9 protein-coding genes and 1 pseudogene are annotated in these 14093 nt (G+C 66.9%); 4 read left to right on the top strand and 6 right to left on the bottom strand.

Annotated features, from left to right (window positions below; genetic code table 11):
• Window positions 1-205: 205 nt before the first annotated feature.
• From BHU15_RS06135 to BHU15_RS06105, 6 genes and pseudogenes are all read right to left on the bottom strand, one after another.
• Window positions 206-1369: pseudogene (locus tag BHU15_RS06135) on the bottom strand (NsdA family TPR-like regulatory protein); the annotation flags it as partial.
• Window positions 1370-1427: 58 nt separating this feature from the next.
• On the bottom strand, window positions 1428-1613 hold the full coding sequence (locus BHU15_RS06130; protein ID WP_069626236.1) for a hypothetical protein: 186 nt from the start codon (window positions 1611-1613) through the stop codon (window positions 1428-1430).
• Window positions 1614-1718: 105 nt separating this feature from the next.
• A complete protein-coding gene (locus tag BHU15_RS06125; RefSeq protein WP_069626235.1) occupies window positions 1719-2393 on the bottom strand; it encodes a hypothetical protein in 675 nt (224 codons plus the stop codon).
• Window positions 2390-3013 carry a sigma-70 family RNA polymerase sigma factor gene (locus BHU15_RS06120; protein ID WP_255293036.1) on the bottom strand — a complete coding sequence of 208 codons (624 nt, stop codon included), beginning with the start codon at window positions 3011-3013 and terminating at the stop codon, window positions 2390-2392. Before BHU15_RS06120 ends, BHU15_RS06125 begins: the two co-directional genes overlap by 4 nt.
• 575 nt (window positions 3014-3588) lie before the next feature.
• The gene (locus BHU15_RS06115) at window positions 3589-4605 is read right to left on the bottom strand and encodes an NAD(P)H-dependent glycerol-3-phosphate dehydrogenase (protein WP_079127937.1); all 1017 of its coding nucleotides are present in this window, start codon (window positions 4603-4605) and stop codon (window positions 3589-3591) included.
• 625 nt (window positions 4606-5230) lie between these two features.
• Window positions 5231-5629: a hypothetical protein gene (locus BHU15_RS06105; RefSeq protein WP_141726777.1), complete on the bottom strand. Its 399-nt coding sequence runs from the start codon at window positions 5627-5629 to the stop codon at window positions 5231-5233.
• A 66-nt stretch (window positions 5630-5695) separates the two neighbouring features.
• Here BHU15_RS06105 and BHU15_RS06100 point away from each other — a divergent pair, with 66 nt between their 5' ends.
• The 4 genes from BHU15_RS06100 to BHU15_RS38065 are packed head-to-tail and all read left to right on the top strand — an operon-like array spanning window position 5696 to window position 13158.
• Window positions 5696-6913, top strand: coding sequence for an RBBP9/YdeN family alpha/beta hydrolase (locus BHU15_RS06100; RefSeq protein ID WP_069626231.1), 1218 nt, complete (start codon window positions 5696-5698; stop codon window positions 6911-6913).
• Window positions 6910-8871: a VMAP-C domain-containing protein gene (locus BHU15_RS06095; protein WP_069626230.1), complete on the top strand. Its 1962-nt coding sequence runs from the start codon at window positions 6910-6912 to the stop codon at window positions 8869-8871. Before BHU15_RS06100 ends, BHU15_RS06095 begins: the two co-directional genes overlap by 4 nt.
• The gene (locus BHU15_RS06090; RefSeq protein WP_069626229.1) at window positions 8868-9902 is read left to right on the top strand and encodes an AAA family ATPase; all 1035 of its coding nucleotides are present in this window, start codon (window positions 8868-8870) and stop codon (window positions 9900-9902) included. Before BHU15_RS06095 ends, BHU15_RS06090 begins: the two co-directional genes overlap by 4 nt.
• Window positions 9903-9912: 10 nt before the next feature.
• Window positions 9913-13158: an SAV_2336 N-terminal domain-related protein gene (locus BHU15_RS38065; RefSeq protein ID WP_079127936.1), complete on the top strand. Its 3246-nt coding sequence runs from the start codon at window positions 9913-9915 to the stop codon at window positions 13156-13158.
• Window positions 13159-14093: the final 935 nt, after the last annotated feature.

The raw sequence follows: 14093 nt of genomic DNA, 5'->3' as shown, positions 1-14093 counted from the left end.
CTCGGGGGTGCCGGGGCCGTCGGCGGGGACCGGTGGAGAAGGCCGGCGCGCTGGAGGTCGGTCGCCAGTGCGGTGAGGTCGGCCCGGACCTGGTCGGGGCCAGCGCCGTTGCTGTGCCAGTACGCGGTGAGGTCGTCGATGGCCACGGCCGGGCTCGCTCCGTCGGTGATCTGCTGCGGCGCGCCCCGTGAGGTTCTGGTTGGGGTCAGACTGCCGCAAGGGCGATAAGTTCGGGGACACCCGCTGCGGTCAGGTGGGGCTCGAACGCGGGCAGCAGGTCCCGAGCGAGCTGTTCACAGCGCGGTGCACCGATCCGGCGCGAGAGTTGGAGCGCCTCCCGGGCGGCTTCGGCCGCGCGTTCGGGCTCTCCCAGCCTGAGGTAGCTAGCCGCTTCGTACGTGAGAAACACACCCCTGGTTTTCGCGCGGGCCGAGGGCAGGAGAGTCTGCCCTTCGCCGATGAGCTGATGGGCTCGGCGGGCGTCTTTGAGGTCGAGGAGGGCCTGGCCGGAGTCGACGGCGAGGTCGGCCTCTGACATCCACGCGCACCAGGTCGGAAGCGGCTGAGTAGAAGAGGCGCCGAGGTGGTGTTCGGCGGCGGCCAGGGCCCGCAGGGCAGGCCGTTTGTCGCCCTGGGCGGCGAGGGTTCGGGCAAGGCGGAGGTTGAGGAGGGAACGGGCCGCGGGGTGCTGGGTGCGGGTGAGGGCCTGCTGGAGGATGCCAGCGGCGGTGGTGTGGTCCTTGCGCCAGGCAGCTTGGTAGGCGAGATCGCCGAGCATGGCGGCACCGAGGTCGGGATCGTCGGTGGCGCGGGCGCTGTGGAGGCCGGCGGCCCAGAGCTTGCCGGCGGCGGTGTGGTGGCCCTGGTCGAAGCGGTGCCACGCGGCGGTCTGGGCGAGGGATGCGGCCAGTACGTGAAGGCGCTTGCGGGTGGGGCGGTCGTACCGGCCGTGGGCGATGAGGTTGGTGACGGTCTCCAGGTGCGCGTCCAGCAGGGCGGGCACGTGCTGGCGCTGTTCGGTGGGCAGGGTGTTCAGCTCACGGCTGGTCTTCTCCAGCAGCGTGACCGTGTCCTGGCCGACGAGTTTCTCTCCTTCCTGCCGTGCGGCGAGCATGGTCCCTCCTCCGGCGGCCCAGGTCGCGGCCAGCGTGGTGAGGGCGGCGCCAGAGATGGCGAGGACAGTGCGGCGTTGCAGGGGCTCCATGGCGGTGTTGAGTTCCTCTCGCAGGTCGATGACGGTGCTGAACGGCCCCAGCGGGACGACGCCTCCGACGTCGGCGGGCAACCAGTTCGGCCGGAGGGCGGAGTCGACCAGGGCAGCGGGCAGGGCAAGCGCTTTTGCGATGTAGGCCTGCCGCCCGCGGGGATGGTCCGGCCGTACGGACCGGCGCCGCCGGGTGGCGCCGGTCCGTGCCTCGCGTCGTACGTCAAAGGCGGTGCTGTACCCAGACGCCGAGGATGCCGACGGCGGTGGTTCCCGCGCTGTAGCAGGCGCCTTGTAGCGCGAGCGCGAGGGCGGCCCGGCGGCGCTGCTTCATCCAGTGGATGAGGCGCCGTACGGGCCCGGGGCCCGGTTTGGCGTATACGCCAGGCGTGTTGGGGCTATCGTGCATGACAGATGTTCTCCTTCGCGGGGGGCATGGTGAGAGGAGTCCCTCCGACCGGTGGCCTGGAAACCGGGGTCGGAGCCGGGGCTCCTTTCGCATGTGCGGGTCTGGTCAGCGGCCGGTGACGTCGTCGCGGAGCTGGTCGACCAGGCGCCGGTCGGGGTGGCGGACGATGATGCAGGCGGCGCCGTCGGCGAGGCGGTCGATCTCCATCTCCAGCCGCCCGGTGGGCGCACCGCTTCTGGACACGCCGCCGTGGTTGCGGATGTAGCGGGCGAAGACCTCCAGGCCCAGGAAGAAGTCCTCGCCCGGGGGAGCGGCGCCGGTGGCCGGGCTCGATTCGGTGACCTCGTATCCCCAGTGCCTGGCCTCCTTCGTCTCCCCGAGCGACAGGTGGTGCAGGTGCAGGCAGTACGCGGCGAGACGGTTCCCGGCGCCCGCCGCAAGCTGCCACCAGAACTGCGCGGACTCGGGGTGCCCGGTCAGGTGGAGCAGGCAGCCGAAGACCAACGGGCCGTCGATGTCGTCCACGGTCGCGTCGACCGGGCTTTCGTCGGTGAGCTTGGCCATGTGCAGGGCGGCACCGGGCCCGTTGAGGATCCAGCGGGAGACCACCGACAGGCGCTCCCCGGCGGCGGCGAGGCGTTCCATGTCCGGCGTCGGCGGCTGGGTGCGCGCGGCGTCGGCGGCCAGGCGGCGCAGGGCGGCGCCGACGTCGAATTCCCGTGCGGCGGAGACCGGCACGGAGGCGTCGGCCAGAAGTTCGTCGATGGTGGAGCTGCTCACTGCTCTGTCCCCTTTCGGTTCTTGGTGGTGCCGTCCCCGGCGGTCCGTCCCCGCCCGGTGCCCGTCAGCTGGCCGCGGAGCCGCTCGCGGCCTTTGCGACCGTGGTAGTCGACGGTGCGGGGGTCCAGGCCCATGAACCGCGCGATCCGCTTCGTCTCGTAACCCATCAGGTGGCGCAGCACGATCACGTTGAACTGCCGGGTCGGCAGCTCGGTGATCGCCTCGTACAGGCCGCTGGAGTCCTGTGCGATCTCCATCTCGCTGCGGACCGCGCGCAGGGTCCGCGCGATCGGCCCGTTGATGACGAACGCCGGCTCCCGCCCCTCCTGCGCCAGCCGCCGGGTCACGTGGCGGCTGAGGACCGCGAGCGTCCGCTGCTCCAGGTCGCCCTCCTGGAGCAGGGGTTCCCATCCGGCGAGGATCTCCAGGAACACCTCGTGCACCACGGACTCGGCCGTACGGCGGCTGCCGAGGTGGATCTCCGCGAAGGCGTGGAAGAACTCCTGGTGCCCGAGGTAGAAGGCTTCGTAGTCCAGCGGCAGGGCCAGCGGCGCCTCGACCGGCCGGCCGTGGCTGGTGCCCCGGGATGCGAGGCCGTCGTGAACGGCGTCGTCACTCACATGGGCCTCCGGCATGCAGGGTCATCGTGGATCCTCCTCATCGAGGGCGGCGCGCAACACGGCAGCGCCGGGAGCCAGTTGGCTCTCAGGTCTCACGATGTCGAGATCCGGGGCGGATCACTCATCCGGCACGAAGAAAAAAATTACCCGATGATCTCGAATGGCGACGCTACGTAGTTTCCTCGATCGAACGAACATCCATAAACCTCCCTCGATCAGGCCAAACGCGAAGCCCACGGGTGCGTTCCGACGCTCATCCATTCATCAAGTGACACGCATCACAGCGGAGTTGAGAGAAAACGCCCGCATCGCCACCCCTCCTGATCGACGAGGGAACGTTCCTGCCACGCCCTTCCCGAACGGGCGACACCGCCCCGGCCCCCAGGTCGGACCGCAGGGCCACGGCAGAACATCCGCCACCGGAAGCCCAGGCCGGGCCGCCTGGCGGTGAAGCCGAGGATCGATGGCGGCGGTGGCGGCGAGTTGGGCAGCGGACAGCACGGATTGGGGCATGGCGGAGCCTCCGTACGGGAGGTGACGGTGCGGGCGCGCGCCCCGGTGCGGGGCGGCAGGGGTCAGCGCTCGGGCTTCGCGGGGCGCTGCATCAGCGCGTCGACCGCGTCGTCGAGGCCGGTCTTCTCGGTGAGCAGCGCGGACATGACAGCGGTGATCGGCATGTCGATGCCGTGATCGTCGGCGAGGCGCAGGATCGCCTCGGCCGACTTCACGCCTTCGGTCGTCTGCCGGGTTTCGGCGACGGCTTCGGCGACGCTGAGACCGCGCCCGAGGTGCTGACCGAAGGTGCGATTACGAGAAAGCGGCGACGAGCAGGTGGCGGTGAGGTCGCCCATCCCGGCCAGGCCGGCGAGGGTGGCCGGGTCGCCGCCCAGGGCCTCGGCGAGCCGGGTCGTCTCGGCCAGGCCGCGGGTGATGAGCATCGCCGCGGTGTTCTTGCCCAGGCCCATGCCGGCGGCGATACCGACGGCCAGCGCGACGACGTTCTTCACCGCGCCACCGAGTTCGCAGCCGATGACATCGGTACTGGTGTAGGGGCGGAAGTACGGGGTGAGACAGGCGTCTTGGACGCGGCGCGCGGTGTGCTCGTCGGGGCAGGCGACGGTGGCGGCGGCGGGGTGGGCGTCGACGACCTCGCGGGCCAGGTTCGGCCCGGACAGCACCGCGATCCGGTCAGCGGGCATCCCGGTCACCTCGGCGATGACCTCGCTGGCCCGCAGGCCGGTGCCGGTCTCGATGCCCTTCATCAGCGACACCACGACGGTGCAGTCGGCGATGTGCGGCGCCCACCCGGTGAGGCTGGCGCGCAGAGCCTGCGCGGGGACGGACAGCACGAGGAAGTCCGCGCCGTGGAGAGCGGCGGGCGGATCGGTCGTGGCCCGCAGTGAGGCGGGCAGTTCGACGTCGCCGAAGTAGTCCGGGTTGCGGTGACGGGTGTTGATGCCGTCGGCGATCTCGTCGCGGCGGGCGTGGACGAGGACGCTGGTGCCGGCGTCGGCCAGGACCTTGGCCATGGCCGTACCCCAGGATCCGGCTGAGAAGACCGCCGCGCGAGCCGGGGGGTGCTGCTGGCTCACCGCGGGGTCCTCTCATCGGCTGGAACGCTCTGGCCGGGGCGGGAGCCAGGCCCGGACATCGTATCGGTGCGGGCCAGTGGCGGCCGGTGCGGCGAGCGGGCGGCGCAGAGTCAGCAGGACGGCGCGGCGGCCGGGAAGGGTGGGCAGCCTCACGCAGCGTCTTCTCCGCCTGGACGTCGCCGAGTTCGGCCCGGAGTTCCTGCTCGTGGCCGATCCACAGCCGGTACAGCCGTTCCCACCAGCGGTTCGTGGAGGCGTTCGTCTCCGTGCTCCAGGACGAGACCGGCGGCGTGGGCCTCGGTCTCCCAGACGGGTTCGGCGCCGTGCCGAAGGGCCCGGGTGAGGATCAGCCGACCGCCGGGGTCAAGGCACGGCCGTGGGCGATGCGGCAGTTCAGGCCGGTGGACTCCAGTGCATCGGTGCGGAATCCGGCTCGGTCGTAGAGAAGACCGCGACGGGGGAGAGGTCGAGGCCAAGCAGGCGGGCGTGGCGGGCGCGGTCTGCTCATCATGGCTGCGCGCGGTGGACAGGGTGGACCCCGGCGACCGTCGGGTCGCCGGGGTCGGGGGAGCTGTCGACCTCGTGCGGGCAGGGCCGTGGCCGCCAGCGTTGCGGAGGGCGAATGTCAGGCGGCGGCGTTCAGGTCCGGGCGGGCGGCGAGGTAGAGCCGGCTGATGGGCGAGGCGGTGTCGTAGAGGCTCCGCATGTAGTCCCAGGTGGTGGTAAGGGAGGCCCGTACGGCGGGCGGCAGTTCGGGGTCGGAGCTGATGTTCTCGCGGCTCTGTGCGTGGAGGCGGGTGATCAGCGTGGTGCAGTGTGCGGCGGCGCCGGAGGCGTCGATGAGGTTGATGACGGTGGGGAGAGGGGTGTGAGTGCCGGTCCTGTAGGCGGTGAGCCGCTGATGGTCCCCGGCGGGCAGGCGGGTGAGTGCGGCGCGGACGAGGACGGTCCGTCGCCGCCGGGCGAGATCGGAGGTGTTGGCGAGGGTCAGGCCCTGCGGCACATGCGCAGCGCTGATTTCCACCTGCTCGTGCGGCTCAGCAGATATTGTCCTTCCTGCAGACTGCGCGATGGGGGAGGGCTGGTCCGCATGCGGTTCATCTTCGTTCACGGGACTGGCGTGCGCCGTAAGCGCTACGACCAGTTGGCCAGCTTTGTCACCTCGGGTCTGACCGCACGGTTCCCTGATGCAGAACTGGTGCCTTGTTACTGGGGCGACGCCTTCGGTGCGAAATTCAGCGCGGGTGGAGCCTCGATCCCAGGGTTTGACGGTACTCGTGGCACGTTGGCTGCGAGCCCGCTCGACCAGGAGACTGCGGAGTGGCTCCTGCTGCTGATAGACCCACTTTGTGAGTTGCGGGTGCTGGCTGAGTTCGCTGCGGAGGACGACGGCCTGCGCATGCCGGGTGTCCGAGCCGCAGGTGAGGAGATCGCCGATCGGCTCGCCAAGCTGCAAGGCGACGTGACGTCCAGTGAACTGACGTCGTTGCTCGAGTCCATGGGCATCGAGGCCAGTTACTCGGAAGCGCTGGTTACCGTTGCTGGCACCGGCGAGTTTGCTGGCGCGTGCGAAACGGTGCACGAGGCCCCCGCCGTCCGGGAACTGGCAGTTGCCGTGGCCCGCTCGGTTGTTGCCCAGGCTCTGAACGCAGCCGGGGACGAGGCTCTGTGTACCGGTGACGAGCGCGACCGGCTAGTGGACCTGGTCGGCGCCATGCTGGGTGGCGCTGGGCGTTTCCCGGGCGGCCGGGCTGCCGCCGCACTCGGCACGCTTGCCCTTCGGTTGGCCACCCAGCCCGCACTCGATCACTGGCGCGCGCCGCTGACTACAGGATCCGTACCAGCGCTCGGCGACATTTTGCGGTACCAGGCCCGTGGCCGCCCCCTCCGCGACTACTTAGAGGGCCTAATCGCAGCGAGTCCCGAGCCAACTGTCGTGATCGGTCACAGCTTGGGTGGCATCGCACTCGTGGATCTCTTCGCCCTCGCAGCCGTCGACCAGAGACCGCTGCCAGAGGCGCGATTGCTGGTGACCGTCGGCTCGCAGGCGCCATTTCTGCACGAGCTGGGTGCCCTCACCGGACTGCCGCCGACCGCCAGTCTGCCGCCCGGCTTCCCTCGCTGGCTCAATGTCTTCGACCGCAAGGACCTCCTCGCATATCGAGCCGAGCCAGTTTTCCCCGGCGACCCCCGCGTCATCGACCACGAGGTGAGCAGCAGGCAGCCATTTCCCCTTTGTCACAGCGCGTACTGGAAGCTCGATGCGGTGTACGACCGGATCGCAGAGGAGGTCGAGGCGCTACGGTGACCACCGACGGGCATGAACAGATCGACCCGCACCGTGTGTTCGCGCTCGTGGTAGGCATCGAGTCGTACGGCATCAGCCACCGGTGGGACCTACCCGGCGCGGCCCGCGACGCCGTGAGGTTCGCCGACTGGCTTACTGGCCCCGCCGGCGTCCCGGACCACCAGGTGAACCTGCTGCTCTCGCCTCTTGACCGGACTCGGCGGGAAGTATCGCGACACATCTACCTCCCGCCCACCCAGGACAACGTCGAGCGGATCCTCTTCAAGGAGCTTCCTGCGTGTGACGGCGATCTGCTGTGGATTTACTGGGCCGGACACGGCTACCTCGACCAGACCCACCAGATGCTCCTCCCTTATGCGGACGCTACCCGTGACTGGACTGCGCATCTCAACCTGGAGGCAGCGATGCGGTGGTGGAAAGGCGCTGGATCGGCTGACGGCCGCTTCCGCAGACAGATAGCTATCGGTGACGCCTGCCGGGTCGATGCCCGTGGAGCAAGTAAGTTAGCCTTCGGCGAGATGGACTATGGAGCACGCCCGGCAGACCCAGGGCGCCGCCAATTCACGCTTTACGCCTCACACGCTGGCGAGGTCGCACAAAACCTCGCTGACCGGGGCGCTGGCCAGTTCACGGACACTCTGATGCGTCGGCTTAACGAGAACACCCTGGACCAGAGTGTGCACGGACTCGTCGGCATTGCCCGTTCCTTGCAGGCTGACTTTCAGCTGCTGCGGACCAAGGGGCTTGCCTGGCAGTTCCCGCAGTTCGTCATTGACCGCGATTGGAGCGGCTCTACCATCTTCGGCGATCGCTGGACCGATCCCGAATTCGCGGGACCTGGAGCTCCGCGTCTAGACCAAATTGGCTGGAAGGAACTCGGAGCGCTATTGCACGGGCGAGATACGCCTGCTCATACCTACGATGGCTATCGCTGGGCCTTCGACATCACCGGCTGTGTGCTCCCCGCGCACCGGGGCCTGCCGCCCGGCGGGCTGATGGCTATCATTCACGACCTTGATGCCCGACAGGGTAGGCAGCGGAACATGCCTCTGACGCTGCCCTTCATTCGCTATCTCGCCGCATGTTCTCCCGAGCTGCCATGGGCTGAAGCGGCTGACGCTTGGGTCGACGATACCCGTGAACGCTTGGGTTCATCTCCCATCCCTGCCCCACCCCAGCCAGATCCCGAACCCGCAGGTCTACATGTACGGCTCACGGAAGACACTGAAAGCGACGGCGCCCACTGGGTAAGGATTTGGCTCTACCGAGAAGGCGTTTTTGAAGCGGTCTGTGAGTCGGACCGTCCGCTGGCCATGTCGGAGGTGCAAGACCGGTTGGCTAGACAGTTGCTCGCGGATCAGTCGGGCGGAGCGACGCGCATCGAGTTCCATGTGCCTTACGGTCTGTTAGAGGAGGAGTTCGAGTGCTGGCGGCTGTCCATTGGAAGGCGAGGAAAGGAGATCGAGCTTGGCTGCCACTACGAGGTCCTCGTGCGCTGTCCCGGCGAACGCGATGGCGTGGCAGGGGAGCACTGGCGGCGCAAGTGGCAGTGGTTCAAGGCTCACGGAGGGACTGACCCGAAGGCCGTGCGCGAGCTGCGCGACGGCGACGTCGGTGACGCTCTCGGCGTCTTTCTACAGGCCACTGAGCCACCCGTGTGCGTGCTGGCCGAGGTATCCCAGCAGCGCCTGTTGGACACGCTGGACGCCGTGCTGGACGCCGGCGTACCAATTGCCGTCTGGCCACGCCGCGGTCATGCGGTGCTGGACCGTGGCGGGCTGGTGGCCACGCTTGCGGGAGCAAACGGAATGGATGTTGGTCGGCTCCCTGCGTTGCTGAGGACACTGCGGATTCCCTTGCCCGGAGCTCCCGCCGACGGGGTGCAGCGGTCCTCGTTCCCCTTGGCATTGATGTGGGACGACCCCGAACGCGTACCTGAAAGGCGGCCGCTGTCATGACGGCAAAGGAATGGTGGATTTACCAGGGCCCGGGAACTATCCAGCAGCGGCATATGCGGCTGGCTGAACAGCGGCCGCCGTGGCGTGACTTCACGGGCGTGCAAGATCCGGAGTACACGCCCCCGGGAGCCGATGGTTCGGCCTGGCGGGAGACGCACCGCCGGGGCACTGGATACGTGCCGGATATGGCGGAGAAGGACGCAGTCAACACAGCCCTGTACTTGCGCCGACCGCTGCTTGTCACAGGAAAGCCGGGCCTCGGCAAGTCCACGCTCGCGTATAGCATCGCAACCGACCTGGAACTCGGTCCCGTACTGCATTGGCCGATCACCAGTCGCACCGCCTTGCGTGATGGCCTGTACCAATACGACGCAATCGGCAGGCTCCACGATGCCAATCTGCGCAACCTCCAACAGGCACCAACCACATCCTTGGACCCGTCCATCGCACCGTATCTACGCCTCGGGCCGCTTGGGACTGCGCTGCTGGCGCAAGACCGGCCCCGTGTGCTGCTCGTCGACGAGATCGACAAGAGTGACATCGATCTGCCCGGAGATCTGCTCACAGTCTTCGAGGAGGGGGCCTTCGAAATCCCTGAGCTGGTCCGGGTGGCGGCGCAACAGCCGGAGGTGAGGATCGGTACGCAGGACGATCCGCAGGCGCGGGTACGGGTGGAACGCGGGTGGGTGCAGTGCCGATCCTTCCCCATCGTCGTCCTCACCAGCAACGGTGAGCGTGACTTTCCTCCGCCCTTCTTGCGACGCTGTATCAGACTGCACATGGAGCCGCCAGGAAAGGAGAAGTTGACGCAGATCGTGCGGCAGCGGCTGGGACTGGACTGCACATCGGACGAGCGTTACAGGGAACTCCTCGAAGCGTTCATCCACCGACGGATGGATGGTGACCTCGCCACTGATCAACTACTAAATGCCGTTCAACTGCGCCTGAAGGGGGCATGGGTCGACCCAAACGAGCGCACACAGTTCCTGGAGACGGTGCTGCACCGGCTCAGCGGCCCCTCGTCCGTGTGAGGATTCTTCCGTGATCGAGGAATTGCTCGCAGCGCTGGTCGAAGCGGGTGCCGACGCCGGACATGAGGAACTGGCCGACATCCTGTGGTTAGCAACGCACATCAGTGCCGAGGGGCATCCGGCCCGCACTAGCGACGGACGAGAGCCGGATGCCGAACACGGGACCGTGTCGCCGAGCATGCCAGACCGAGACGACGGTGATCCTCAGGCCAACGAACGGTACTACAGCGCCACGCCCGCAGAAGACACGAGTGGCGACAATTCGGATGCTCGGCGAGGCGAAGCCGTCCAGGTTCGGCGCGCTCTGGCCCTCGAGAACCCCCTCGGCGTTATGAGAGCGCTGCGTCCACTTGGCCGCCGGACCGCACCTGGCGTCACCACGACTGAGTTGGACGAGGAGCTCAGCGTCAACAGCACTGCCGAGCAGGGCATGGTGGTGCCGATACTGAAGCCACAGCGCGGTCGTTGGCTCGACCTTGCTCTGGTCATCGACACGCATCACTCGATGCTTCTCTGGCACGACCTGGTCAGCGAGCTGTCACGCACCATCGCACAGACTGGCATCTTCCGCGACGTACGAGTGTGGTTCCTGAGCGGTACTGAGGCAGGCAGCGTACCGACTGTCGCACGGGTGAACGGCGGCGACTCGCGCCGCCCTCAAGAAGTTGCCGATCCGTCCGGACACCGGCTGGTACTGGTAGTCACGGACACGGTAGCGGAGGGCTGGAACGCTGGCAGCCTTGAGGGAGTCTTGCGCCAGTGGGCAACACACAGCCCGCTGGCTCTCCTTAACGTGCTTCCGCGCCGACTGTGGGCCCGAGGCGCGGTGACCCCAGCGGGTGCGACTGTACGGGCCGCGCGGCCGGCGGCGCCTAACGTGTCGTGGCGCCTGGCCGAGGCATCTCCACGCGGTGGGCGTTCCAGGCCGAGCTCTAGGAGCCGTGTCCAGAAGGAGCTCGTGGACAGCATTGCGATTCCCATAGTGGAGGCGTCGGCGCTGGGGCTGGGTGCGCTGGCGTCGCTGGTAGCGGGCGAGGGCCGGTGGAACAGACTCTCGTGCCTGACGATTGGCCGGACGGGCAGGGATAGTGTGTCAGCCCCGACTCTGGCGTTTGTTGCTACCCCAGAGCCCGGTGGGATGGCCCTGCGTCGTTTCCAGGAGAACGCGTCACCCGCAGCTCAGGAGTTGGCGGGCTATCTGTCCGCAGTACCACTGACCCTTCCCGTGATGACACTCGTACGCCGGGCCATGCTGCCGTACTCGGACCACGGCCATATAGCGGAGGTCGCGCTGGGCGGCCTCTTTGAAGAGTGGCAGGAAGGACAGGGCACGCTTGACATGGCGCGCTTCGAGTTTCACTTCCTGCCCGGTGTGCGCGAGGCGCTGTTGGGTGCCCAACTACGCCATGACATCACCGCCGTTCAGGAACTGGTCCGGCGGGAGGTAGCGCACTACGTCGAACGCCTCGCAGGAGGATTAGGTGGTGAATTCCCAGCGACGCGTACGACAGCCGGGGGAACGGGAGAGCGAAGCATTGGACCACGAGCGATGCCCTTCGCAGAGTCCGCCTTGCCGCGGGCGGCGTCGATTGCGGAGCGGCCGCTACAGCTAGGCGTACACGCGGTAATGCCGGTGGGCGACCTGTCGGATCAAGTCCCAGCCTACATAGAGCGTGAGTACGACGCTCAGTTGCGGGACATCGTCAGTCGATCCGATGCAGGAGAAGTCACGTTAGTCGTTCTCGTGGGGGACGAGCGGGCAGGAAAGACACGCTCGGCATGGGAGGCCGTGCGCACGATGCCGGACGGGTGGGTTGTGTGGGCACCTACTACGGCTGAGGACCTTCGAGAAGGCATAGCACTAATCGGCCCACGTACCGTGGTGTGGTTGGACGACCTGGAGCAGTTTGGGGACGTCGGCCCTGCCGCTCAGTACGCCCGACGGCGGGGGCCAGTCTTCATGGTGGCCACCGCGCGGTCGGCTTTCTGGGAGCGTGGTTTGCCGGCCAACATCAAGAGCCTTGCGACGGTCGTGCATGTACGGGACAGCTTCGCTGGGAGCGACCTTGAACGGCAAGCGACCAATACCAATTCGCGGGCGTTTCCGGGCGCAGGGGAGCAGCAGGAAAAGGAACGCTTCTCATTTCCGGTCCCCAGCGGTGTCGTGGCAATGGCTTCGGTTCCTACCAGTAATGGGCGGATGCACCTTGTCACTTACAGCCGACCGGATGGAGAAGTGCGAACGTGGGACCCGGCGACGGGCTCCACGGTCAGCGAGCCATTTACGGTGCAGACACCTGGGATCGTGGCAATCGCCGCAGTCCCAAGGCATGCGAAAACTCCACTACTCGCGACGATTAACTATGGCGGGGAAGTGCGCCTTTGGGAATCAACCGACGGAAGATTTACCGGAGTTCGATACTCCATCCGTCGAAAAGAAGTGCTGTCTATGACGGAATATTTGGAAGTGAACGAGCCCCCGCGTCTTGTGGTTACGGGGTATAGCGGAGAATTTCACATCCGGGACGCTATGAAGGGGACTCCAGTCGGAGAGCCTCAACGGACCGGCACTTACCCCGGACGGGCCGTGACTGCCCTCGTGGATTCTACCGGTCGGCGCTGCCTAGCAACGGCTGACTATAGTGGCGCTGTGCGGCTTTGGAATCTTCGAGCCAAATCCACTGATGGCCGCAAACTAATCACCATCCATCCGCGAAAGATTCTGGCCATGGCTGCCATCGATAGGAATGGGAATCATAGCCTTCTCGCTACCATCGGGTACGACAGCACTGTTCGCGTATGGGATCCCTTTGCGGATTCGGAAATTTCCGAATCCTACCTAATTCCTGATCTTGACGCGATGGACCCAATCCGATTCGAGAGATTGGTTCTCCGCCTTCTTGAGGCGATGGGTGAAGGGTCGGCGTCTATTGATGCGAGACATGATGCAGGAATCGACGCGGTGCTTACGCACCAAGGTGCTGGTGTAACCAGTATGGTTCAGGTTAAGCATGTCCGAAGGGTCGTTGATGGCGAGGTCATCCGCCGGCTTGCCCAGTCCATGCGCGAAGGGGATGTCGGCAAGGGAATAGTCATCACGAACGGGGAATTCTCAAGATCCAGCATCCAATTTGCCCAAGATTTCGACCGTATTCAGCTAATCGGTGGCCGCGCGCTGCGGGAATTGATCCGGAAGCATATTGAAAGCGGCTTCTTGCTCGAATCGCCGCCGAATATGCCGACGCCCGGCGAGTGACAGTAACCACGAGGAAGCCGCTCGGGGACAGGCCAGGTAGCGGCGTAGTGGCAGTGCTGCTACCTCGGTTTGGGCGTTACGGGTCATGTTTTTGCGCTGAAATGGTGCTCGTGACGCTCATTTGATGCTCGTTCTGATGGGGCGTCGAGGGCAGGCGACGCTCTGCGTGGAGCTGTCGGCCCCCGGTGGTCAGTTGTCGCGGAAGAGACCAGCCAGCGCGGTGGCCTGCAGCGATGAGGGACCTTTGCCCGCTGACCTGCCTAAACGGTCGTTCCGTTGTTTCATGCTCGTGCCGGTTGATGAAGCCCGAAGTCCCAGAAAAGTCCCAGAGAGTTCCCGCGGCTGACGGACGCCCTTTCGGTTCTACTCGTAAGGCAGCGCGGCGGGGTCGGGGCTCTGCGCTGAAGACGAGCTTGTTCCTCTGCGGCAATGGGCGGCGCTCTCAGCTGGCGCGGATGGCAGCCACCTTGGGTAGGTGGACGACTCCCCCCCCGGCCGCGCGGGACCACGTTCCCCTCAAGGCCCGCGCGGTTCGGCACCACGTTTCACCCCCGCCCGCGCGGGGATGGTTCGGCCACTGATCTCCCTCGTCGCGCCGATGTGCTCGATCTCAGTCGAAGACGTTCCTGAGGCCGGCTCGTAGGATCGGCTGGCCCCGATCGGCACCGTCCCTTCGGAGCGGCGCTGTGCTGCAACTGCCACCCGGGCCGTCGCCCTTCGGCGCGTAGCGCCCGCATCGCCCACCAACCGTTGTCTCGTGCGGTTCGCGGGGGCGGTCGATCAGCAGACGGGTGTTGCGCGCCGAGTACCGCAAAGAGCCGGCGGCCGTCTTCCGCAGTGTCGGCACCGCAGCTCGTTGCGCCGAGCGCGGCGACCGCGGGCAGGACCCGCTCATCCGTCACCGCGAGGCCCACTTGTGTGACAGCACCACCATC

This window comes from Streptomyces niveus (assembly GCF_001723055.1).
Classification (GTDB): domain Bacteria; phylum Actinomycetota; class Actinomycetes; order Streptomycetales; family Streptomycetaceae; genus Streptomyces; species Streptomyces niveus.
This window is presented reverse-complemented; position numbering and strand designations above follow the sequence as displayed.